The sequence below is a fragment of the Streptomyces sp. NPDC088553 genome (genome assembly GCF_044752965.1).
Lineage (GTDB): Bacteria > Actinomycetota > Actinomycetes > Streptomycetales > Streptomycetaceae > Streptomyces.
Window position 1 is genome coordinate 381,688 of the sequence record NZ_JBIVMG010000005.1, and the last position, 21,811, is coordinate 403,498.

Genomic DNA, 21,811 nt, shown 5'->3' on the forward strand with positions numbered 1-21,811 from the left:
GACCCGCCCGGGCGTTCTTGTGTCGCCGTACCTACGGCCTTACGGGAACGTCAGCTTGAAGCCGCTGATGTAGCCCGTGTCGGCCGAGGCCTTGTCCTGGACGCGGAGCTTCCAGGCGCCGTTGGCGACCTCGGAGGAGGCGTTCACGGTGAAGGTCTGGACGATGTTGTCGGCGCTGCCGCCCGACCGGTTGGACAGGCTGTAGACCGAGCCGTCCGGGGCGACGAGGTCGACGACGAGGTCACCGCGGTAGGTGTGGACGATGTCCACGCCGACGGCGAGATTGCTCGGGGCGTTGCCCGTGACACCCGTGACGTTGACCGTCGAGGTCACCGCGGCGCCGTTGTCCGGGATCGAGACGTCGGCCGTGTTCTCGAAGACCGTGCCGGGCGGCGTGGTCGTACCGGCGGACAGCGTCCAGATCGCGTGCGCGATCGCGTCGCTGTTGCGGTCGAGGGCCGTGTCGTTGATGTTCGACGTCGTGTCGCAGGACGAGTGGTAGCAGCGGTCGAAGGCCGTGGCCGTACCGCCCCACTTCTGCACCTGGGCACTGGACTTGACCCGGCTGGCACCCGTGAACAGACCGCCGACGGGCACGCCGACGTTCTTGAAGGAGGCGTGGTCGGAGCGTCCGTCGCCCTCCGTCTCGATCTCCGTCGGAACGCCGAGACCGGCGAAGTAGTTCTTGAAGGTCGTCTCGATCGTCGGGTCGTCGTCGTAGACGAAGTAACCCGGGTTCGGCGAGCCGATCATGTCGAAGTTCAGGTAGCCCGAGAGCTTGGCGCGCTCGGCGGTGGGCAGCTGCGCCACGTAGTACTTCGAACCGACGAGACCGAGCTCCTCCGCGCCCCACCAGCCGAAACGCAGGTGCTTGGTGGGCTGGTAGCCGGAGCGGGCGACGGCCAGGGCGGTCTCCAGGACGGCCGCGGAGCCGGAACCGTTGTCGTTGATGCCGGGACCCGAGGTCACGGAGTCCAGGTGCGAACCGGCCATCAGGACCTGGTTCGGGTCGCCGCCGGGCCAGTCGGCTATCAGGTTGTAGCCGGTGGACCCGCCGGAGGTGAACTGCTGGACGGTGGTGGTGTATCCGGCGGCGTCCAGCTTGGCCTTCACGAAGTCGATCGACGCCTTGTAGCCGGTACGGCCGTGGGCGCGGTTGCCACCGTTGGCGGTGGCGATCGACTGGAGGTCCGTCAAGTGCTGCTTGACGTTGGCCAGCGGGATGTCGGGAGCGGCCGCGGCAGCGGCCGGGTTGGCCGAGGCGGTGGTGCCGGTGAGCCCGGCGAGAGCGAGCGCCGCGAGAGCGGCGACCGCGGTGGCTTTGGTGACACGTCTGGGCACGGAGATGTTCATCTGTGGGGGCTCCGGATTCCGAACGGGGATGGGACGGAACGTGCGAGACGCCTCGGGCTTGAGTGCCACGAGGCGCTGGAGCTGTGCGAGTGCGTGTGCTGTGTTCAGTTGTCTGGGTGTTCAGATGTTCTGTTGTGCGTGCTGAATGTTCAGTGAGATTTTGACTCCACGTCAAGAGCGGAAACCGGTCAGGTGCGTTCGCTCACCGGACGAGCGCCTCCACGACGGCCTCGCGCACCCCCGGATCCGGGTCGTTCGCCAACTCCCTCAGAAGCAGGTCGACTCCGGGCGTCGACCAGGCGGAGGCAGCCCCGACGAGGGCGATCCGCACGGTCGGGTCGTCGTGCCGGGCGAGCCGGGAGAGCCGCGCCAGCGGAGCGCGCCGCCGCATCCCGTACCAGCTGAGGGCCTCGCGGAGCGCCACCGTGTCGCCACGGGCCTCGGCGGCCTCGACCCGGGCGAGCAGGACGCGGGGGGCGGGCGGCGGCCCGTCGAGCGGATGGGGTCGCCGCTCGCGGAGCCGGCGGGCGCCGTAGCCGCCGCGGTCCCGGCAGCCGAAACAGAGGCACGGCGGCCTGCCGTGGGCGTCGGGGCGGTAGCGCCACCCGTTGACCTGGCGTACGGGCCGGATGTGCCGGACCTCGGCGGGGGCGACGGAGCGAGGCAGGAACACCTCCCAGCCCCGGCAGTCGTCGGCGTCGGCGACCCGCCGCACGGCCTCGGCGGCCGACACCCGCGGGGGCTGGTGGTCGCTGTAGCGCCCTACGGTCACGGGCTCGTCGTCGGGCAGCCGTACGTGGACGGCGACGAGCCCGCGAGGACCGGGGCGGCGGGCGAGCTCGCGCAACCACTGGTGGGTGAGGGTGTACGAGGGGAGGACGGGGAAGAGGAACACGCCGCGCCACTGGGCGTGCCCGGCGGCCTTGAGGCCGGAGCGGCGGACGCGGGCGGAGTGGGCGGCGGGGGTGAGGTGAACGAAGGTCGCCATGGGCGTGATCGTAGGAGGACCGGGCGTGCTCCTCGACCGAGTTTCAGTGGGAGGGCGAGGGGGTGTCGGGGCTGAAGTCGGCGCGGATCAGAGGGGGTTGGTCGATGACCTCGATGAAGGCGATCCGGCCGTTCACGACGTCCAGGTTGAGCATCCCGTCCTCGGGGAGGAGCGGGACGCAGCGATGACCTTCGCCGAAGGGCTGCCCCTGGGGGTGGTCGGAGGTGCGGATGCTCTGGCAGAAGTCGTCACTGCAGCCGCAGGGCCCGTACATCCGCACGTCGTGGACGACGAGGGCGAGCTCACGCTCGCCCTCGCTTTCGAGCAGCCGCACGAGCTCACGGACGAGGGAGGGGTGGACGTCACGGAGGAGCGGGGGGACGGGGGGATCCTGGTCCATGGGAGGGAGGGTACGGCGGGTGGGGGTGCGGGTCTTTCGGTTTCTTGGGGCGGTCCGGATTTGGGAGTCCCGGGTGCGGCCGCCCTCTTTCCGAGTGTGGCGGCCGAGGGCCGAGGCCTACGCGGACGCCCCGGGCAGTGTCCGGGGTGGGTGGGCGTGTGCCGGCCAGTGGGTGGGGGCTTGGTTCGCGATCGGGGTGGGTGGGCTTCCGTCGGTCGGTTCGGGGTGCGCGGCAGTTGAATGGGGCAGCCGGGGTCCGGCTTAGCGGCCGACCGCAGTCCTGGGGCTGGGGTCCGGGCCCCGCTGGTCTGTCTTGGTGGGTGGTGGGAGCGGGTGGCGTGAGTTTCTTGCACTTTCATCGCCCGATAAGGGCGATTCATGCCTCTTGGGGGATATTTCGAAGCCTGTTACTCGGAGTAGTGCGCAGTTACTCACGTCCCTCCCACCGGGAGTGACCACCGGGGCCTGAAGCCCGGCCGACCGGCCACGGAATCCCGCTGAGCCGGAGCCCGACCGCCCCATTCAACGACCGCGCACCCTGAACCGACGGAACAAGGCCCACCCACCCCGGCCACGAACCAAGCCCCCACCCACCGGCCGGCATCCGCCCTCCCACGCCGACCGCTGCCCGAAGCCCGGCCGTGACCGCGGCCCACGCACCACCTCAAGGAGCGACTCTCGGAAAGAGGGCGGTCCCACCCGACACCCACGAACCCGGCCCACCCCAAGAAACCAAAGGACCCGCACTCCCACACCCCGCCCCTCCAGCATCCGACCTCCCCCGAGGGCGCGATTGGAGCGGCGGGCGCCTGGCGTCCGGCGTAGGGTCGGCATCCCGGCCGTCGTCTCCCCCGAAGGAGCACCCCTCATGAAGATCGCCGTCCTCGGCACCGGCGATGTCGGCCGCCGCCTCGCCACCAAGCTCGCCTCCCTCGGCCACGACGTCGCCATGGGCTCCCGTACCGCCGACAACGCCGAGGCCGTCAAGTGGGCCGACGAGTACGGCGGCGGGCACGGGACCTTCGCGGACGTCGCCGGGCCCGCCGAGCTCGTCGTCAACGCCACCGGTGGGCTCGTCTCCCTCGCCGTCCTGCAGTCCGTGGGTGCCGACAAGCTGCGCGGCAAGGTCCTCCTCGACGTGTCCAACGGGCTCGACTTCTCCGAGGGCTTCCCGCCCAAGGTCGTCACCCCCGACGGCGTCAGCATCGCCGAGCAGCTCCAGCGCGCCTTCCCGGAGACCCGGATCGTCAAGTCGCTCAACACCATGACCAACACCGTCATGGTCGAGCCCGGCCGCGTCCCCGGCCACCACAACGTCTTCCTCAGCGGCGACGACGAGGACGCCAAGGCCGTCGTCGCCGGCCTGCTCGGCTCCTTCGGCTGGGCCCCCGACCGGATCCTCGACCTCGGCGACCTGACGAGCGCCCGCGCCACCGAGCAGCTCGTCCAGCTGTGGCTGCGGCTCTACGGGATGCTCGGCACCGGCGACTTCAACTTCTCGGTCGTCACAGCGCCGACACCGGCTGCCTGAGCTCCCGCAGGCCCTGCCCGCGCAGGTGGTCCAACAGGCCTGCCGGCTCCGGGTACGGCTCCTCGCGCGGGAGCAGGAGTCCCGCCGCCTCCAGGTCACCCGAGCGGACCAGTTCGTGGACCCGGTGCGCGAGCGGGGTCACGTCGCGTACGGACACCGTCCACTCGTCCGCGTACCGGCGCGACGCCTCGCCCGACAGGCCGAGCTGGAGCGAGCGGTACGGGAGTGCCCGGAGGTGCGGGTCGCGCTCGGGGTCCCACTGGACGCGTGCCGGCGCCTGTCTCAACTCCCGCTTCCAGGTGGCCTGGTCGGGGTGGAACCCGCGCTTGTAGTGGGAGAGGCAGGCGTTCCGCAGGGCCCATTCGAAGCCCTCGCGGGTGATCTCCACGGCGAGGACGGTCTCCTGGCCCTCCTTCAACCCCCAGCCCGAGCGGTACATCATCCACAGGAACGACGGCTTGATCCACGTCATCCGGTCCCGTTTCCAGGCGGCCGGAAACCGCCCCTCGCGGGCTGCGGGCAGGCCGATCTCGGGCCGGTACGCCTGGTAGACGGTGACCGTGCGGTCGGTGTGCAGCGCGCGGATGCGGTACTTCGGCTCGTCGATGGCCGACTTCGTTTCTTCCATGGCCAAGAGGATGGGGGAAGTGCGGGGTCGGGGCCACCGGTTATCGGCGGACTGCGGCGGACTGCGGCGGACTGAGGCGGACTGCGGGGGCGGTGCGGGACAGGCCCCTCAGGCCACCGCCGTCGCCGCCTCCCGTGCGTCGTACTCCTCCCGCGCCGCCGCGATCTCGTTCTGGTGCCGCTCGGTCCAGGTGACGAGGGAGCGGATCGTGGTGTGCAGCGTGCCGCCCAGGGGCGTCAGTTCGTACTCGACGCGGGGTGGCACGACCGGGTGGACCGTGCGCTTCACCAGGCCGTCGCGCTCCAGCTGGCGCAGGGTCACGGTCAGCATGCGCTGGCTGACGCCGTCGATCTCGCGCTTGAGCTCCGTGAAGCGCAGTACCCGGCGGTCGAGGAGGGCGATGACGAGGAGCGACCACTTGTCGGCGACCCGGTCGAGGATCTGCCGTACCTCGCAGTCCTCGCGGGTGTCCCACTGGAAGGGGTCGGGATCCCCGTCGTCCCCGTACGTTCCCGCGCAGTGACTCGGTGACTTCGGCGTGGCTGCTTCCATGACACCTGATGGTTCCGCAGGAATCAGACGGTTACAAGAGGGAACCGACCCGCTGATCGGTAACCGGCCATGTGCCTGCGACCAAGGTCACGGCCTGAGCGTCCCTGTACGCACCTAATGTGGAGGGATGAACGATTCGCCCGGCTGCCCGCTGATCGGCGTCGCCGCCACGTACCTGCCCCGGCTCTCGGAGATGACATCCGAGCCGGGGCTCGTGGCTGCCGTCGACCAGCACGCCGCCGCCGTGCGCGACGCCCTGATCCCGGCCCAGCGGGGGCCGCGGGGCCGGACCCTCCGGCGGGAGGAGCTCGCCGACTACGTCCTCGGGTTCACCGACCGGCTGGCCGAGGCCGACTGGACCGAGCCCGTCGGCCATGACTTCGCGACCCTCCGCCTGACGGCGGTCTGCTGGCTGATCCGGGAGTACGACCTCCTGGACGCGTGAGGTCAGGGCGCCTGTCGGGCCGGGGACACCGCCGGTGCCGGTGTCTGAGTCGCTGCCGGAGCCGCTGCCTGAGGCGGCTCCGTGGTGGCGGCGGCCGTCTCGGCCCCGCCCGCCGCCTCTGCCGTGGCCTTCGCCGCCTCCATCGCCGCCCTGCTCCGGCGGGCCGTGCGCAGGGCGTCCCAGGTGAGGATCGTCAGAGCCAGCCAGACGAGGGAGAAGCCCGCCCAGCGCTCCGGCGGCATCTCCTCGTGGAAGTAGAGGACCCCGAGCAGGAACTGGAAGGTCGGTGCCAGGTACTGGAGGAGGCCGAGCGTCGACAGCGGTACGCGGATCGCGGCCGCCCCGAAGCAGACGAGCGGTACCGCCGTGACGATGCCGGTGGCGGCGAGCAGGGCCGTGTGGCCCGCGCCGTGGGAGCCGAAGGCGAGGGTGCCCTGGGTGCCGAGCCAGACGAGGTAGCCGAGGGCCGGCAGGAACTGGATGGCGGTCTCGGCGGCGAGCGACTCCAGGCCGCCGATGTTGACCTTCTTCTTCACCAGCCCGTACACGGCGAAGGAGAAGGCGAGGGTCAGGGAGATCCAGGGCGGCTGCCCGTACCCGATGGCCAGGACGAGGACGGCGGCGAAGCCGATGCCGACCGCGGCCCACTGCGCGGGGCGCAGTCGTTCCTGCAGGACGAGGACGCCGAGGGCGATGGTGACGAGCGGGTTGATGAAGTAGCCGAGGGAGGCCTCGACGACATGGCCCGTGTTGACGGACCAGATGTAGAGGCCCCAGTTCACCGTGATGACGGCGGCGGCGACGGTGATCAGGCCCAGTTTGCGCGGGCTGCGGACGAGCTCCCGCATCCAGCCCCAGCGGCGCACCGCGAGCAGGGCGACGCCGACGAAGACCAGGGACCACACCATGCGGTGGGCCAGGATCTCGACCGATCCGGCGGGCTTGAGGAGGGGCCAGAAGAGCGGGACCAGACCCCACATTCCGTAGGCGCCGATCCCGTAGAGCAATCCTGCTCGTTCCTCGTTCTCCGTCTTCACCGGACCTCCCGCCCTGTGCCGCGCTGTCCTGTCGAAGGTAGCGCCGCACGGGGCGGGTTGTCATGCCCGTACCGCAATACGGTCATGACGGGGGAGGCGGTGGTCAGGACCCGGCGAGGGCTTCCTTGATCGTCACGGCGATCGGGGTGGTCGGGCGGCCGATCAGGCGGGCCAGGTCGCCCGTCTGCCGGGCGAGCGCACCGCGCTCGACGGCCCGGTCGACGTCGACCAGGATCTCGGCGAAGGGGGCCGGGACGCCGGCGCCGGTGAGGATCGCGAGGTGCGCCTCGGCGGGCACGTTGTTGTACGTGATCTCCCGGCCGGTCTGGGCGGCGACCTCGGCCGCGTACTCGGCGAAGGACCAGGCGGTGTCGCCGCTCAGCTCGTACGCCCGGTTCAGGTGCTCCTCGGCGGGGCCGGCCAGGACGGCGGCCGCGGCGGCGGCGTAGTCGGCGCGGGTGGCGGAGGCGACCCGGCCCTCGCCGGCGTTGGCGACGACGGCGCCGTGGGCCAGGACGGGGGCGAGGTTCGCGGTGTAGTTCTCGGTGTACCAGCCGTTACGGAGGAAGGTGTACGGCAGTCCGGAGTCGAGGATCAGCCGCTCGGTGACCTTGTGCTCGGCGGCCAGGTCGAAGTCGGCCTCGTCGCCGCCGAGGATGCCGGTGTACGCGAGCTGGGCCACGCCCGCGGCCTTGGCGGCGTCGATCACGGCGGAGTGCTGGGCGACGCGCTGCCCGACCTCGCTGCCCGAGATGAGGAGCACCCGGTCGCCGGCCTCGAAGGCTCCGGCCAGGGTCTCCGGCTTGCTGTAGTCCGCGATCCGCAGCTCGACACCGCGCTCGGCGAGGTCGGCGGCCTTCGCCTTGTCGCGGACGACGGCGACGACGGTCTCGGCGGGGACGGTGGGGCTGGAGAGGAGGGCGTCGATGACGAGACGGCCGAGCTGGCCGGTGGCTCCGGTGACGACGAGGCTCATGATGCGTCCTTTTCCCGTGGGGTGTGGTGGGCCGTGCGGCTTGCGATGCACTCACCGTACGTCGGGCGCTAACCGATAGAAAGTACCCACTTTGAAGTAAGGTACTGGTATGGAAGTAAGTCAGCGGTCGAGCCGGCGGTCCGAGAAGCCCGACGTGAACCAGCAGATGTGCCCCTCGCGGCTCGTCCTGGAGCACGTCACCAGCCGCTGGGGCGTCCTTGTCCTGGCCGCCCTCCTGGAGCGCCCGTACCGCTTCAGCGAGCTGCGCCGGCACATCGGCGGCGTCAGCGAGAAGATGCTCGCCCAGACCCTCCAGACCCTGGAGCGCGACGGCTTCGTCCACCGCGACGCCAAGCCCATCATCCCGCCCCGCGTCGACTACAGCCTCACCGAACTCGGCACCGGCGCGGCCCGCCAGGTCTGGGAACTGGCCCGTTGGTCGGAGCGGCAGGTCGCCGCGGTGGAGGGGGCCCGCGAGCGCTACGACGAGGCTCGTCGCGAGAGCGCTACCGGTTGGTCTCAATGATGTTGTAGCCAGGGCGAGTTGCCCCGCCGAGCCGTACGATCTGCCTGACTTCGGGGATTCTGTGGACATGGGGTGGGGGACTCGTGGCAAACGGACGGGTGGACGGAAAGACCTACGGCAGAGCCGGTCGAGCCTGCTGCGCGCTGCTCGCGGGCGGGCTGTTCCTCGCGGGCTGTTCGGGCGGGGGAGGTGACGGCGGGAAACCGGGCGGCGCCAAGACCACGAGCGATACGAAGCCCCCGGCCTCGGCCGCGGCCCCGACGCCGACCGGCTTCCAGTTCACGCCCGACCCGGCCAAGGCGCCGAAGACCCGGGCCGACGCCAAGCGCCTCGCGCTCGCCGTCGTCGCGGGCCCGGACTCCTGGGGGCCGGACTACGTCAAGCGCGAGCCGTACCTGAGCGTCGAGGACGCCTGGCCGGTCCTCCCCGCCGGCTGCCGTTGGGAGAGCGCGAACCTGCCGCCCGGCGTTCTCTACACCGTCTCCGCCCACAGCGAGATCCCCGCCGCCGGGGGCAAGGGGCTCGTCCGGGTCACCGCCACCGTCACCGTCCACCGCTCGGTCGACGACGCCGACTGGGAGATGTCCGAGACCCTGGAGGAGGCGCTGCGCTGCCCCGACCAGACGTTGCGGGAGGGGGAGCGGATCTCCGGTCTGATGTCGCTCGGCAACCCCGGCATCGGCTCGAACATCACCGCGCAGGACTCCATCAGCGAGCTCGGCAAGTACATCAACGACTCGGTCAAGGGCGAGCACTACTACGGCTGGTCCCAGTCCCGCATCGGCCAGGTGACGGTCGCGGCCTCCGTCAAGGGCGGGCCCGGCCACACCGACAAGGCCCTCAGCACGTCGATGTCGCAGGCCCTGGTCGCCATGCTCGACCGCGTCGAGGCCCAGTTGGAGGTCCAGTCATGAGCCCTGCCGCGCCCACGGGGGACGAGCCCGGGAACGAGCCCGGGAACGAGGTCGAGAGCAAGGCCGGGAACGAGGTCGAGAGCAAGGCTGGAGCCCCGGACGGGACCCCCGGCGGGCTTCAGGCCGGAGCCCCGGACGGGAGCCGGGGCGGGACCCCGGACGGCCCGTCCGAGAGCCCGGCCGGGCCGCCGTCCGAGAGCCCGGCCGGGCCGCCGTCCGAGAGCCCGGCCGGGCCGCCGTCCGGCAGCACGCCCGCTCCCGACCGCGCCCCCGACCCCGCCCCCTGGCTCCCGCCGAAGCCCGCCGCCCCGGCATCCCCGCCGCCGCCCGCCGCCGCCCCGGCAGCCCCAGCCCCGCCCGCCGCCGCCCCGGCAGCCCCAGCCCCGCCCGCCGCCGCCCCGGCATCCCCAGCCCCGCCCGCCGGTGTCCCGGCATCCCCGCCCCCATCGGCCGGCGCCCCCGCGTTCCCGCCCCCGCCCGCCGCCGACCCCGGCCTCCCGCCGCGGCCGGCGCACGCGCCCGCCGCGCCCGCGCCCCCGCGCCCCCCGGCCCCCGCGCCCGGGGCGCTCCAGGCTCTCCTGCCGTCCGATCCCTCCCTGATCGCCGGCTACCGGCTTCTCGGGCGGCTCGGCGCCGGCGGTATGGGCGTCGTCTACCTGGGCCGCACGGAGAACGGCGAGCTCGCCGCCGTCAAGGTCACCCACGCCGACCAGGCCGAACAGCCCGACTTCCGGGCCCGGTTCCGCCGTGAGGTCGAGGCCGCCCGCCGGGTCTCCAGCCCGTGGGCCGTGCCCGTCACCGGCGCCGATCCGGACGCCCCCGAACCGTGGATGGCCACCGCCTTCGTCGCAGGACCCTCCCTCGGCGAGGCCGTCACCGCGCACGGCCCGCTGCCCGAGCGGAGCGTCCGCCTCCTCGGCTGGTCCGTCGCCCGCGCCCTCGCCGCCGTGCACGCGGCCGGGCTCGTCCACCGCGACGTCAAGCCCGGCAACGTCCTGCTCGCCGTCGACGGACCGCGCCTCATCGACTTCGGCATCGCCCGCGCGACCGGCGAGACCGCGCTCACCGCCACCGACATGGTCGTCGGCACCCCCGGCTTCCTCGCCCCCGAGCAGGCCGAGGCCCGCGTCGACGCGATCGGCCCGGCCGCGGACGTCTTCGCGCTCGGCTGCCTCCTCGCCTACGCGGCCACCGGCCGCCCGCCCTTCGGCACCGGCGCCGTGGACGCCCTGATGTACCGGACCGTCCACGACGAGCCCGACCTCCGCGGCGTACCGGACGGCCTGCTCGACGTGGTGCGGGCCTGTCTCGCCAAGGACCCGGCCGCCCGGCCCACCGCCCAGCAGGTGGCCGTCGCGCTCGTCGAGGACACCCCGGCCGCCGACGCCGACTGGCTGCCCGCGCCCGTCGTCCGGACCATCGCCGAGCGTTCCGCCCGGATGCTCGCCCTCCCCGACATCGACGCCACCACCGCCGGCACGCCGACGGCCGCCCAGAACATGCCGAGCAGACGCCGCTTCCTCACCCTCGCCGCCGGCGGCGCCGTGCTCGTCGCGGGCGCCGGCGCGGCCGCCTGGGCGGCGTTCGGCGACGAGGGGAAGACCGATGCGATGCCGCCGCCGGAGCCCCGCAAGTGGACCATCGGCGTCCAGGCCGACCTGACCGGCCCCGCCAAGGACCTCGGCCGCGCCCAGGAGCGGGGCGTCCGCCTCGCCGTCGAGCGGTTCAACGCCCGTAAGGACAAGCCCTTCACGCTCGACGTGAAGGTCGCCGACGACGGCGGGGACCGGACCCGCGCGCTCGCCGCCGCCCACGCCCTCACCGGAGACCCCGACGTCCTGGGGATCATCGGGCCCACCTCCGACTACACGGGGTACACGGCGCTGCCCGCCTACGACGAGGCCCGGCTCCCGGTCATCACCGTCTCCGCAGGCCTGAACCTGCTGATCAACCCCTCGACGCCGCAGGGCGTGAGCATCGTCCGGGCCTGCCCCATGCACCCCTTCGGGGCCATGGCCCTCGCCTACTACGTCGAGGCCAAGACCCGCAGCGTCCGGCCCGGCCTCCTCCAGGAGCGCACCGACGACACGTACTCCTGGCAGTACGTCGTCGGGGCCGACTTCGCCTTCAAGCAGGCCGGGATCGCCCCGTACCCGAGGGTGATCCCGGGCGGTGCCAAGCGCCTGGAGCAGGTCCTCGGCGAGATGGTCGACGCGGGCATGGACGCGTACCTCCACGCCGGTCTCGCCGCCAGCGCGGTCCGGGCCGCGAAGGAACTCGACGCGCTCGGCTTCACGGGCATGCGCATCACCGGCCAGCACGTCTTCGGGCAGGAGTTCCTCGAAGGGGCGGGGAAGGCGGCCGAGGGGTGGATCATCGGCGCGCCCGTCGTCGACCCGACCACCAAGAAGGAGGCCGCGGAGCTCCTGGCCGCCCACCGCAAGGCGTACGGCACGGTCCCGGCGTTCTACACGGGCGAGGCGTACGACGTCACCAATCTGCTCGTCCAGTACGTGGAGAAGGCCGCCAAGGGCGGGAAACGCCCCGACCGCACCACCCTCGCGCCGCAGATCCGCACGGCCAAGTACCAGGGCGTCATGGGTGGTTACACCTTCGACAAGGACGGCAACCTCAACGGCGTCGGCACCTTCATGTACGTCGTGGAGAACGGCCGCTACAAGCCGCTGGAGTTCGCGCCCGGCGGCCCGCCGAAGGCCGGAGGGAACTGACCGGTGCAGCAGCTGCGCAGGGGTGACCCGTCGGCCATCGCCGGATACCGGCTGCTCGGCCGTCTCGGCGCCGGAGGCATGGGCGTGGTCTACCTCGCCCGCTCCGGCGGCGGGGCGCTCGCCGCGCTCAAGCTCATCCGGGCCGAGCACGCCGCCGACCCGGGTTTCCGGGAGCGGTTCCGACGCGAGGCCGCGGCCGCCGGGCGGATCACCGGCCGCTGGGTCGTGCGGGTGCTCGGCGCCGACCCGGAGGCCCGGGAACCGTGGCTCGCGACCGAGTACGTGCCGGGCCCCTCGCTGGCCGAGGCCGTCGCCCTGCACGGCGCCCTGCCCGAGCCGACGGTACGGGCCCTGGGCGCCCGGCTGGCGTCCGCGCTCGCCGACATGCACGAGGCCGGGCTCGTCCACCGGGACGTCAAGCCGGGCAACGTCCTCCTCGCCCTCGACGGCCCGCGCCTCATCGACTTCGGCATCGCGAGGTCCGCCGGGGCGACCGCCCTGACGGCCACCGACGCGATGATCGGCACCCCCGGCTTCCTCGCCCCCGAGCAGGCCAGGGTCGCCGGGGCGGGCGAGGTCGGCCCGGCGAGCGACGTCTTCTCGCTCGGCTGCGTCCTCGCGTACGCCCTGACGGGGGAGCGGCCTTTCGGTACGGGCGCGGTGGCGGCGGTCGTCTACCGCACCGTCCACGAGGAGCCCGACCTCGCCGACGTGCCCGACACGGTCCTGCCGCTGGTCAGGGCCTGTCTGGCGAAGGACCCCGCGGACCGGCCCACCGCCCTCGAGGTGCGGGCCGCGCTGGGGGAGGCCGACGGGCCGGCGGGGGACTGGCTGCCGCCGGGGCTGCCCGCGCTGATCGCCCAGCGCTCCTCGCGGGTCCTGGACCTGCCGGTGCCCGAGCCGACGATGCTGGTGGACTCCGAGCCGCAGAAGGGGCCTTCGCGACGGCGGGTGCTGATCGGCGGCGCGGCGGCGGCCGTCGTCGGCGCGGGCGGTCTCACCGCCTATCTGGCGAACCGGAGCCCGGGAGCCGGCGGAACGGGCGGCCCGCCCCGCACCCTCGCCACGCACACGATCGGCGTCCAGACCGATCTGAGCGGCGCCCGGAAGGCGGACGGCCGGGGCCAGGAGCGGGGCGTCCGGCTGGCCGTGGAGACCTTCAACGCCCGTGCCGACCGGCCGTTCGACCTGGCGGTGAAGGTCCGCGACGACGGAGGTGACCCGCGCCGGTCCGTGACCGTGGCCGAGGCCTTCGGCAAGGACCGGTCCGTCCTCGCCGTCGTCGGCCCGACGAACGAGGAGGTCGTTCTTGCCGCACTCGACGTCTACCAGCGGAACGCGCTGGTGTTCGCGAGCGTGGCGACCGGAGCCCCCACCGAGACCGTCAGTCAACTCGGCAGCAATCCCGCCTACTTCGAGATGCGCCCCCTCCACGACGTCCTGTCGCTCGGCTTCTCGACGATCTCCATCAGGCGCAGGCAACGCCGGGCCGCCTTCATCGAGGACAGGGCGGCCGGCACCTTCGCCTGGTTCACCGCCAAGAGCGCCCAGACGGCGATGGCCCGGGGCCCGGTCGCGGTCACCCGGCATCAAGTGAACGCGGACAGCGAGGACTTCGGCCCCGCCGTCCGGGCCGCCCTGGCGGCGGGTGCGGAGGGCGTCATGTACGCGGGCATGTCACCGCGCAGGGCCGGTCTGTGCGCCCGGGAGCTGCGGGCCCAGGGCTTCAAGGGCCTCTGTGGAAGCGTCGAGTACGTGCTGGAACCGGAGTTCTTCAAGGTCGCGGGTTCCGCCGCGGAGGGCTGGTACTTCGGCACCACCTACGTCGACCCGGCCCTGATGCCCGCGGCGAAGACCTTCACCGCCGCGTACCGCAAGCGCTGGGGTCTGTCCGGTGCGGCGCCCGTCGACCGGTACGCGGTCGAGGCGTACGACGCGGTCCTCTCCGTCGCGGAGGCGATGCGGAGCCTGGAGGAGGACGGGCTGGCCGTGGAACGGAGCGCGCTGATACGGCGGCTGCGGGAGCTCACGTACCAGGGTGTGGTGAAGAAGTACGCCTACAACGACGCGAAGCTCTACCGGTTCACGGACCAGGTGTTCGTGCACCGGATCGAGCGGGGGGTGCCCCGCTTCCGCGGGCTCTTCGGGGAGGCCATCAAGGACGAGGCCCCCGACAGCGAGAAGCGGTAGGACTCGGGCAGGTGACGTGAAGGCGGGGGCACGGCCCAGGTGGCCGTGCCCCCGTGGTCCCGGCGTCCGGTGGTCCAGACGGCCGGTGGTCCCGGCGTCCGGTCAGCCCACGACCGTCCACGTGTCGTTCCCCGTCAGCAGCTGGCCCAGGTCGCCCTTGCCGTGCTGTTCCAGGGCCGTCTCCAGCTGGTCCGCCATCAGGGTGTCGTACACCGGGCGCTCCACCGACCGGAACACCCCGATGGGGGTCTGGTGGAGGGTGTCCGGGTCCGCCAGGCGGGAGAGGGCGAAGGCCGTGGTGGGGGTGGTCGCGTGGGCGTCGTGGACCAGGATCCGCGACTCGTTCTCAGGAGTGACCGTGACGACCTGGAGGTCGCCGGTGGCCGGGTCGCGGACGACGCCCTTCTCGTTCTCGGTGCCGAAGCGGATCGGCTGCCCGTGTTCGAGGCGCATGACCGCCTCCTTGGCCTGGTCCTTGTCCTTGAGGACCTCGAAGGCGCCGTCGTTGAAGATGTTGCAGTTCTGGTAGATCTCGACGAGCGCCGTGCCGTTGTGGTCGGCGGCCTGCCGCAGCACCTCGGTGAGGTGCTTGCGGTCGGAGTCGACCGTGCGGGCCACGAAGGAGGCCTCCGCGCCGAGGGCGAGCGACACCGGGTTGAAGGGCGAGTCCAGGGAGCCCATCGGCGTCGACTTGGTGATCTTGCCGACCTCGGAGGTGGGGCTGTACTGGCCCTTGGTCAGCCCGTAGATCCGGTTGTTGAACAGGAGGATCTTGAGGTTGACGTTGCGCCGGAGGGCGTGGATGAGGTGGTTGCCGCCGATGGACAGCGCGTCGCCGTCGCCCGTGACGACCCACACGGACAGGTCGCGGCGGGAGGTGGCGAGGCCGGTGGCGATGGCCGGGGCGCGGCCGTGGATCGAGTGCATCCCGTAGGTGTTCATGTAGTACGGGAAGCGGGAGGAGCAGCCGATGCCGGAGACGAAGACGATGTTCTCCTTCGCCAGGCCCAGCTCGGGCATGAAGCCCTGGACGGCGGCCAGCACCGCGTAATCACCGCAGCCGGGGCACCACCGCACCTCCTGGTCGGACTTGAAGTCCTTCATGGACTGCTGCGCCTCGGCCCGGGGGACCAGGTGGAGGAGGGGCTCACTCATCGATGGCCTCCTTGAGAGCGGCGGCGAGCTGCTCGGCCTTGAACGGCATGCCGTTGACCTGGGTGTGGCTGCGGGCGTCGACGAGGTACTTCGCCCGGACGAGGGTGGCGAGCTGGCCGAGGTTCATCTCGGGCACGACGACCTTCTCGTACCGCTTCAGGACCTCGCCGAGGTTCTTCGGGAAGGGGTTGATGTGCCGCAGATGGGCCTGGGCGATGTGGCCGTCCTCCCGGCGGATGCGGCGGACGGCCGCCGTGATCGGCCCGTAGGTGGAGCCCCAGCCGAGGACCAGGGTCCGTGCGCCGTCCGGGTCGTCGACCTCGATGTCGGGGACGTCGATGCCGTCGACCTTGGCCTGCCGGGTGCGGACCATGAACTCGTGGTTGGCGGGGTCGTACGAGATGTTTCCGGTGCCGTCCTGCTTCTCGATGCCGCCGATGCGGTGTTCGAGGCCGGGGGTGCCGGGCACGGCCCACGGGCGGGCCAGGGTCTCCGGATCGCGCTTGTACGGCCAGAAGACCTCGGTGCCGTCGGCCAGCTCGTGGTTCGGGCCGGTGGCGAACCGGGTCCGCAGGTCCGGGAGTTCGTCGACGTCCGGGATGCGCCAGGGCTCGGAGCCGTTGGCGAGGTAGCCGTCGGAGAGCAGGAAGACCGGCGTGCGGTACGTGAGGGCGATCCGGGCCGCCTCGATCGCCGCGTCGAAGCAGTCGGCGGGCGTCTTCGGGGCGACGATCGGGACCGGCGCCTCGCCGTTGCGGCCGTACATCGCCTGGAGCAGGTCGGCCTGCTCGGTCTTGGTGGGCAGACCGGTGGACGGGCCGCCGCGCTGGATGTCGACGATCAGCAGCGGCAGCTCCAGGGAGACCGCGAGACCGATCGTCTCCGACTTGAGCGCCACACCGGGGCCGGACGTGGTCGTCACGCCGAGCGCGCCGCCGAAGGCGGCCCCGAGGGCGGCGCCGATGCCGGCGATCTCGTCCTCGGCCTGGAAGGTGCGGACACCGAAGTTCTTGTGCTTGCTGAGCTCGTGGAGGATGTCCGAGGCCGGGGTGATCGGGTACGAGCCCAGGTACAGCGGCAGGTCCGCCTGGCGGGAGGCGGCGATCAGGCCGTACGAGAGGGCCAGGTTCCCCGAGATGTTCCGGTACGTGCCGGTGGGGAAGGCCCGGGTCGCGGGGGCGACCTCGTAGGAGACGGCGAAGTCCTCGGTGGTCTCGCCGAAGTTCCAGCCGGCCCGGAAGGCGGCGACGTTGGCCTCGGCGATCTGCGGCTTCTTCGCGAACTTCTGCCGCAGGAAGGTCTCGGTGCCCTCGGTCGGCCGGTGGTACATCCAGGAGAGCAGCCCGAGCGCGAACATGTTCTTGGAGCGCTCGGCCTCCTTCCGGGACAGGCCGAACTCCTTGAGCGCCTCGACGGTCAGCGTGGTCAGCGGTACGGGGTGGACGCGGTAGCCGTCCAGCGAACCGTCGTCGAGGGGCGAGGTCGCGTAGCCGACCTTGGCCATGGCGCGCTTGGCGAATTCGTCGGTGTTCACGATGATCTCGCCACCGCGCGGCACGTCCCCGATGTTGGCCTTGAGGGCGGCGGGGTTCATCGCGACCAGCACGTTCGGGGCGTCGCCGGGGGTCAGGATGTCGTGGTCGGCGAAGTGCAGCTGGAAGGACGACACGCCCGGCAGGGTGCCGGCGGGTGCCCGGATCTCGGCCGGGAAGTTCGGCAGCGTGGAGAGGTCGTTCCCGAAGGACGCCGTCTCCGAGGTGAAGCGGTCACCCGTCAGCTGCATGCCGTCACCGGAGTCACCCGCGAAGCGGATGATCACCCGATCGAGACGGCGCACTTCCTTCTCGGTGCCGTGGTGCGGCTTCGCCGGGGCACTGCGCTGCTCCCCGAGCAGGGCCTCACCGGCCTCGCTACTGACCTGGCTGGTCACTGAACTGGACCTCCCTCGCGGCAAGGGGACTCTCCGCCGGAGGCGGGAGAAGGCTCGGGATGCGGTCGGCCGATCACCGTCCGTCCCGAGGCCCACCCTACGACGGTAAGGAGGGCCCTCCCGGGACTTCTCACATCATGGACCTCTTTTTGAGACGCCCTCTTGCCCTGAATTGTCACGTTCTGTCGCCACCCGGAGTGTTCCGGAAAGCCGGATTCCGCCTCATTCTTTGGACCTAGGGCCTCTGGGGCCTCCAACCGGGCCGCCTTCCGGGTGGTCACACGGGTGGTGACTCCCGGAGGGCGGGTCTCCCGCTATCTGACAGAGTGTCAGATGATCAGGATTTCAGATACGTCAACACCGCCAGTACCCGCCGGTGATCGCCGTCACTCGGCGAGAGTCCCAGCTTCAGGAAGATGTTGCTGATGTGCTTCTCCACCGCGCCGTCGCTCACGACCAGCGCCTTCGCGATCGCGGAGTTCGTCCGCCCCTCCGCCATCAGACCGAGGACCTCCCGCTCGCGCGGCGTCAGGTTCGCCAGCACGTCCTGCTGACGGCTCCGGCCCAGCAGCTGCTGCACGACCTCGGGGTCCAGCGCCGTACCGCCGCCGGCGACCCGCACCACGGCGTCCACGAACTCCCGGACCTCGGCGACCCGGTCCTTCAGCAGATAGCCGACACCGCGACTGGAACCGGCCAGAAGTTCGGTGGCGTACTGCTCCTCCACGTACTGCGACAGCACGAGCACACCGAGTCCCGGATGCTCCTTGCGCAGCCGCACGGCCGCGCGGACCCCCTCGTCCGTGTGCGTCGGCGGCATCCGCACGTCGGCGACGACCACGTCGGGCAACGCGCCCTGCGCGGCGAACCCGGCCACGGTCTCGACGAGCGCCTCACCGTCCCCCACCCCGGCGACCACGTCATGCCCGAGATCGGTGAGAAGCCGGGTCAGTCCCTCCCGCAGCAGTACGGAATCCTCCGCGATGACCACCCGCACGCGCCCGGCCCCTTGATCCACAACCACGCCCAACAGCCCCCATGCCTTCTTGCCCGAGTACTTCCTACGACTCGGCCAGCATCGCAGGGTCGCCTCGCGTTGTGCTCATTCCCGGGAGGAGTACCTGCCGCCGGGTCGCTGACGCCCCGGGCGCCTGATCGCCGGCGCCCCGGGGCGCCGGGCCCCGCGCGGCGCGGCGCCCCGAGGCCTGTGGGCCCCAGGGCGCCGCCCCGGTGCGGAGTCACGCCCGGTCACACCGGTCGTGCCCCATCCCGTCCGATCCCGTCCGGTCCCGCCCGATCACGCCCGCCAGGGCAGCTCCACCGTCACCGTCGTGGGCCCGCCCTCCGGCGAGTCCACCGCGAGCACCCCGTCCACCGCCCCCACCCGCTCGGTGAGCGAGGACAGACTCCGCCCGCTCACGACGTGCGCCCCGCCCACCCCGTCGTCCCGCACCTGAAGCATCAGCCGGTCTCCCGTGCGCCACACATCCACCCAGGCCCGCCGCGCCCGCGCGTGCGCCGTGACGTTCCGCAGCAGCTCCGAGACGGTGAAGTACGCGATGCCCTCGATCGCCGCGACCGGCCGCGCCGGCAGGTCGACGTCCACCGACACCGGGACCGCGCACCGCGAGGCCACCGCCGACAGCGCCGCGTCCAGACCCCGGTCGGTGAGGACGGCCGGGTGGATGCCCCGCGCCAGATCCCGCAGCTCCTGCAGCGCGAGCTTCACCTCGCCGTGCGCCTCGTCGACGAGTACCGCCGCCGCCCGCGGATCCTCCGCGAGCTTCTCCTTCGCGAGCCCGAGGTCCATGGCGAGCGCGGCGAGCCGGGCCTGCGCCCCGTCGTGCAGATCGCGCTCGATGCGTCGCAGGTCCGCCGCGGCGGTGTCGACGACCACGCCCCGGTCCGACTCCAGCTCGGTGACGCGCGAGGCGAGCCGGGAGGGCCCGAGCAGCCCGGAGACGAGGAGGCGGTCGACGGCGACGAACCCGCGCAGGAGCCAGGGACCGGCCATCACGAAGAGCAGCCCGACGAGGCTGGTGACGGCGATCTCGAAGGGGGAGTCGAGGTAGAGGTCGTGGGACCCGTCGCCGTACAGCTGAATGCCGTCCTGTCCGACGTACGCCGGGAAGACCCACTGCCACAGCGGATACGTGAAGAGGCTCCAGCCCCAGGCCCAGAAGGCCACCGTCACGGAGAACGAGACGATCGCCCACGGCATGTGCACGATCGCGTACAGCAGGTGCCGCCAGGAGGCTCCGCTCTTCAACATGGCACCCATCCAGGAGAAGGCTCCGCCGGTCCGGCCCCGTACCGGTTCGGGCGCCCGCACGTCGACATCGAGCAGGGCACGCGCCCGGGCCCGCTCGACGACGCCGAAGCCCCGGCACATGGCGAGGGCCCCGGCGAGGATCGGCACGCCGAGGAAGGTGATGAGCAGCCCGGCGCCGGCCGAGACGAAGGCGACGGAGAGCGCGAACCAGCAGACGCTCAGCGGCAGCCCGATCAGCACGTAGAGCAGCGCACGCCACGTGCGGCCCTCGAACGGCGCGCGGATCGCGGCGGGGAGGTGGGAGGCCATCGCTGGGGTCCTTCTCTGCTCAGGGAGGGGGCGGGCGGTACGTATCCCAGGGTTCCGTGCCGGGCCTCCCGGGACCATGAGGCGGGTGGGCGTCTGGGGACGGGGGTTTTCCCTACCTCGGGGGCACGGGCGGCGCCTCGGGCGGTGCTGCGGGCTGGTGCCGTGGGTGGTGCTTCAGGGCCGGTGCCGGGCCCGGCACCCGGATGAACGGGTGGTCCTACGGCCCGGTGGCCCGGAAGCCTGGCGGCCCTGCGGCCCTGCGGCCTGGCGGCCTTACGCCCCGGCGGTCCGGAAGCCCTCCGGCTCGGAGGCCTGGCGGCCTGGTTGCCCGGTGGCCCGGAGGGCCTGGCCGCCCGGCGGTCAACGGGTCGCCGGGCCGCACGCCGACGGGGGAGCGAACGACGTTCGCTCCCCCGTCGGCCCGCGTGCCCCGGCTACCCCGTCACGACCTCGGCCGCGACCGCCACGGCAGCTCCGCCGTCACCGTCGTCGGGCCGCCCTCCGGGGAGTCCAGGACGAGCAGGCCGTCCACCGCCCCGAGCCGTTCCGCGAGGCCCGCGAGACCCGTGCCGCCGTCGAAACGGGCGCCGCCCGCCCCGTCGTCCCGCACCTGCAGCAGCAGCCGGTCCTTCGCCCGCCACACCTCCACGGACGCCGACCGCGCCCGCGCGTGCTTCGAGACGTTCTGGAGCAGCTCCGACACCGTGAAGTACGCGATGCCCTCGATCGCCTCCGCCGGCCGCTCCGACAGATCCACCGTCACCTTCACCGGGACCGTGCAGCGCGCCGACACCGACGACAGCGCGGCGCTCAGCCCGCGGTCGGTGAGGACCGCCGGGTGGATGCCCCGGGCGAGGTCCCGCAGTTCCTGGAGCGCGAGCTTCACCTCGCCGTGCGCCTCGTCCACCATCGCCGCGGCCGTCTCGGGATCGTCGAGGAGCTTCTCCTTCGCGAGGCCGAGCCCCATCGCGAGCGCGACGAGCCGCGCCTGCGCCCCGTCGTGCAGGTCCCGCTCGATGCGCCGCAGGTCCGCCGCGGCGGTGTCGACGACGACACCCCGGTCCGACTCCAGCTCGGCGATCCGCCGCTCCAGTTCGTCGGAGGGGGAGAGGAGACCCCGGACCATGCCCCGGTCCGCGCCGGCCAAGCCCCGGGACAGGAACGGCAGTACGGGCCAGAGGACGACGAGGGAGACCAGCGCGATCGTGAACGTCACGATCCCCCAGGGCAGCCGGATCAGCCCGTACAGCTGCGTCCGCCAGGCCACCGGGTCCTTCAGCGTGCCCCACAGCCAGCCGAAGAAGCCGCCGCGCGACGGCAGCGGGGACGGTTCGGCGATCTCCACCCCGAGCAGCGCCCGGGCCCGCGCCCGCTCCGACCTGCCGATGAGGCGCGCGCCGCCGAGCCCGAGGGCGAGCAGCGGGAGCCCGATGACGGTGACGGACAGGCCGACGCCGAGGAGCACGCTCACGACCGCGTAGACGAAACCGACCAGCGCGGTGAAGAGATTGGAGAGGAGGAAGGCGATCTCCTTCCAGGTCTCCTTCCCGTAGGCGGTGCGCCGGGGCGGACGGGGACGCGGGGACGGGGCGACGGCGGCCCCGGAGGACGCGGCGGGATCAAGATCGGCGGTCATGCTTTCCAGACTGCCGGTCGAGGACCGCGCGACGCCATGGGGGAGGTCGGTGAGCTGCAGGGGGGATATCCCCACCAGGCCCCCCGCTCCCCCTGCCAGGTGTGCGCGAGCACGGCACGAGCACAGCACGAGCACGGCACGAGCACCGCACGAGAACCGTGCTCACGCGACTGCTTACGGTCCCTTTAGCAGGGCCTAGACTCGCGTGCGTACAGAAGTGACTCATGAGACACCGAGACC

At 72.3% G+C, this 21,811-nt stretch carries 18 protein-coding genes; 6 read left to right on the forward strand and 12 right to left on the reverse strand.

The window, feature by feature from the left end:
* Positions 1-39: 39 nt before the first annotated feature.
* The 3 genes from ACIP8Z_RS18480 to ACIP8Z_RS18490 all read right to left on the reverse strand — a co-directional run bounded on the left by ACIP8Z_RS18480 (position 40) and on the right by ACIP8Z_RS18490 (position 2,741).
* A complete protein-coding gene (locus ACIP8Z_RS18480; RefSeq protein ID WP_402084589.1) occupies positions 40-1,353 on the reverse strand; it encodes a M28 family metallopeptidase in 1,314 nt (437 codons plus the stop codon).
* A 202-nt stretch (positions 1,354-1,555) separates the two neighbouring features.
* On the reverse strand, positions 1,556-2,341 hold the full coding sequence (locus tag ACIP8Z_RS18485; RefSeq protein WP_402084591.1) for a HEAT repeat domain-containing protein: 786 nt from the start codon (positions 2,339-2,341) through the stop codon (positions 1,556-1,558).
* 43 nt (positions 2,342-2,384) lie between these two features.
* The gene (locus ACIP8Z_RS18490) at positions 2,385-2,741 is read right to left on the reverse strand and encodes a hypothetical protein (RefSeq protein ID WP_402084594.1); all 357 of its coding nucleotides are present in this window, start codon (positions 2,739-2,741) and stop codon (positions 2,385-2,387) included.
* Between the two features lie 868 nt (positions 2,742-3,609).
* Here ACIP8Z_RS18490 and ACIP8Z_RS18495 point away from each other — a divergent pair.
* Positions 3,610-4,272, forward strand: a complete 663-nt coding sequence (locus ACIP8Z_RS18495) for an NADPH-dependent F420 reductase (RefSeq protein ID WP_402084596.1) — start codon at positions 3,610-3,612, stop codon at positions 4,270-4,272.
* On the opposite strand, the gene ACIP8Z_RS18500 is transcribed toward ACIP8Z_RS18495, so the two are convergent.
* The gene (locus tag ACIP8Z_RS18500; protein WP_402084598.1) at positions 4,247-4,900 is read right to left on the reverse strand and encodes a DUF4291 domain-containing protein; all 654 of its coding nucleotides are present in this window, start codon (positions 4,898-4,900) and stop codon (positions 4,247-4,249) included. The genes ACIP8Z_RS18495 and ACIP8Z_RS18500 overlap by 26 nt on opposite strands.
* A gap of 108 nt (positions 4,901-5,008) precedes the next feature.
* Positions 5,009-5,452, reverse strand: a complete 444-nt coding sequence (locus ACIP8Z_RS18505) for a winged helix-turn-helix transcriptional regulator (protein WP_402084600.1) — start codon at positions 5,450-5,452, stop codon at positions 5,009-5,011.
* Positions 5,453-5,579: 127 nt separating this feature from the next.
* Between ACIP8Z_RS18505 and ACIP8Z_RS18510 the strand changes: the two genes are divergently transcribed.
* On the forward strand, positions 5,580-5,897 hold the full coding sequence (locus ACIP8Z_RS18510; protein WP_402084603.1) for a DUF6401 family natural product biosynthesis protein: 318 nt from the start codon (positions 5,580-5,582) through the stop codon (positions 5,895-5,897).
* 2 nt (positions 5,898-5,899) lie between these two features.
* On the opposite strand, the gene rarD is transcribed toward ACIP8Z_RS18510, so the two are convergent.
* Both rarD and ACIP8Z_RS18520 read right to left on the reverse strand, forming a co-directional pair.
* Positions 5,900-6,934 carry an EamA family transporter RarD gene (gene rarD / locus ACIP8Z_RS18515; protein ID WP_402084605.1) on the reverse strand — a complete coding sequence of 345 codons (1,035 nt, stop codon included), beginning with the start codon at positions 6,932-6,934 and terminating at the stop codon, positions 5,900-5,902.
* 103 nt (positions 6,935-7,037) lie between these two features.
* On the reverse strand, positions 7,038-7,910 hold the full coding sequence (locus ACIP8Z_RS18520; RefSeq protein ID WP_402084608.1) for an SDR family oxidoreductase: 873 nt from the start codon (positions 7,908-7,910) through the stop codon (positions 7,038-7,040).
* Between the two features lie 109 nt (positions 7,911-8,019).
* Between ACIP8Z_RS18520 and ACIP8Z_RS18525 the strand changes: the two genes are divergently transcribed.
* The 4 genes from ACIP8Z_RS18525 (at position 8,020) to ACIP8Z_RS18540 (ending at position 14,269) form a co-directional block, all read left to right on the forward strand.
* Positions 8,020-8,436 carry a winged helix-turn-helix transcriptional regulator gene (locus ACIP8Z_RS18525; RefSeq protein WP_402084611.1) on the forward strand — a complete coding sequence of 139 codons (417 nt, stop codon included), beginning with the start codon at positions 8,020-8,022 and terminating at the stop codon, positions 8,434-8,436.
* 83 nt (positions 8,437-8,519) lie between these two features.
* Positions 8,520-9,350: a hypothetical protein gene (locus tag ACIP8Z_RS18530; protein ID WP_402084613.1), complete on the forward strand. Its 831-nt coding sequence runs from the start codon at positions 8,520-8,522 to the stop codon at positions 9,348-9,350.
* 578 nt (positions 9,351-9,928) lie between these two features.
* Positions 9,929-12,079 carry a bifunctional serine/threonine-protein kinase/ABC transporter substrate-binding protein gene (locus tag ACIP8Z_RS18535; protein ID WP_402085301.1) on the forward strand — a complete coding sequence of 717 codons (2,151 nt, stop codon included), beginning with the start codon at positions 9,929-9,931 and terminating at the stop codon, positions 12,077-12,079.
* Positions 12,080-12,082: 3 nt separating this feature from the next.
* On the forward strand, positions 12,083-14,269 hold the full coding sequence (locus ACIP8Z_RS18540) for a bifunctional serine/threonine-protein kinase/ABC transporter substrate-binding protein (RefSeq protein ID WP_402084615.1): 2,187 nt from the start codon (positions 12,083-12,085) through the stop codon (positions 14,267-14,269).
* A gap of 102 nt (positions 14,270-14,371) precedes the next feature.
* Here ACIP8Z_RS18540 and ACIP8Z_RS18545 read toward each other — a convergent pair whose 3' ends face one another.
* The 5 genes from ACIP8Z_RS18545 to ACIP8Z_RS18565 all read right to left on the reverse strand — a co-directional run bounded on the left by ACIP8Z_RS18545 (position 14,372) and on the right by ACIP8Z_RS18565 (position 21,571).
* A complete protein-coding gene (locus ACIP8Z_RS18545) occupies positions 14,372-15,424 on the reverse strand; it encodes a 2-oxoacid:ferredoxin oxidoreductase subunit beta (RefSeq protein ID WP_402084618.1) in 1,053 nt (350 codons plus the stop codon).
* Complete coding sequence (locus ACIP8Z_RS18550) at positions 15,417-17,354, reverse strand: 2-oxoacid:acceptor oxidoreductase subunit alpha (RefSeq protein WP_402084620.1); 1,938 nt, start codon at positions 17,352-17,354, stop codon at positions 15,417-15,419. The genes ACIP8Z_RS18545 and ACIP8Z_RS18550 overlap by 8 nt, the downstream gene beginning before the upstream one ends.
* 337 nt (positions 17,355-17,691) lie before the next feature.
* A complete protein-coding gene (locus tag ACIP8Z_RS18555) occupies positions 17,692-18,351 on the reverse strand; it encodes a response regulator transcription factor (protein ID WP_209496316.1) in 660 nt (219 codons plus the stop codon).
* Positions 18,352-18,651: 300 nt separating this feature from the next.
* Positions 18,652-19,935: a sensor histidine kinase gene (locus tag ACIP8Z_RS18560; RefSeq protein ID WP_402084623.1), complete on the reverse strand. Its 1,284-nt coding sequence runs from the start codon at positions 19,933-19,935 to the stop codon at positions 18,652-18,654.
* A gap of 442 nt (positions 19,936-20,377) precedes the next feature.
* On the reverse strand, positions 20,378-21,571 hold the full coding sequence (locus tag ACIP8Z_RS18565) for a sensor histidine kinase (RefSeq protein ID WP_402084626.1): 1,194 nt from the start codon (positions 21,569-21,571) through the stop codon (positions 20,378-20,380).
* Positions 21,572-21,811: the final 240 nt, after the last annotated feature.

Bases quoted from the DNA above. Each gene is read 5' to 3' on its own strand.
- ACIP8Z_RS18520 (WP_402084608.1), bottom strand. From the start codon at position 7,910: ATGAGCCTCGTCGTCACCGGAGCCACCGGCCAGCTCGGCCGTCTCGTC.
- ACIP8Z_RS18525 (WP_402084611.1), top strand. From the start codon at position 8,020: ATGGAAGTAAGTCAGCGGTCGAGCCGGCGGTCCGAGAAGCCCGACGTG.
- ACIP8Z_RS18510 (WP_402084603.1), top strand. From the start codon at position 5,580: ATGAACGATTCGCCCGGCTGCCCGCTGATCGGCGTCGCCGCCACGTAC.
- ACIP8Z_RS18500 (WP_402084598.1), bottom strand. From the start codon at position 4,900: ATGGAAGAAACGAAGTCGGCCATCGACGAGCCGAAGTACCGCATCCGC.
- ACIP8Z_RS18485 (WP_402084591.1), bottom strand. From the start codon at position 2,341: ATGGCGACCTTCGTTCACCTCACCCCCGCCGCCCACTCCGCCCGCGTC.
- ACIP8Z_RS18490 (WP_402084594.1), bottom strand. From the start codon at position 2,741: ATGGACCAGGATCCCCCCGTCCCCCCGCTCCTCCGTGACGTCCACCCC.
- ACIP8Z_RS18560 (WP_402084623.1), bottom strand. From the start codon at position 19,935: ATGGCCTCCCACCTCCCCGCCGCGATCCGCGCGCCGTTCGAGGGCCGC.
- ACIP8Z_RS18505 (WP_402084600.1), bottom strand. From the start codon at position 5,452: ATGGAAGCAGCCACGCCGAAGTCACCGAGTCACTGCGCGGGAACGTAC.
- ACIP8Z_RS18565 (WP_402084626.1), bottom strand. From the start codon at position 21,571: ATGACCGCCGATCTTGATCCCGCCGCGTCCTCCGGGGCCGCCGTCGCC.
- ACIP8Z_RS18545 (WP_402084618.1), bottom strand. From the start codon at position 15,424: ATGAGTGAGCCCCTCCTCCACCTGGTCCCCCGGGCCGAGGCGCAGCAG.
- ACIP8Z_RS18480 (WP_402084589.1), bottom strand. From the start codon at position 1,353: ATGAACATCTCCGTGCCCAGACGTGTCACCAAAGCCACCGCGGTCGCC.
- ACIP8Z_RS18495 (WP_402084596.1), top strand. From the start codon at position 3,610: ATGAAGATCGCCGTCCTCGGCACCGGCGATGTCGGCCGCCGCCTCGCC.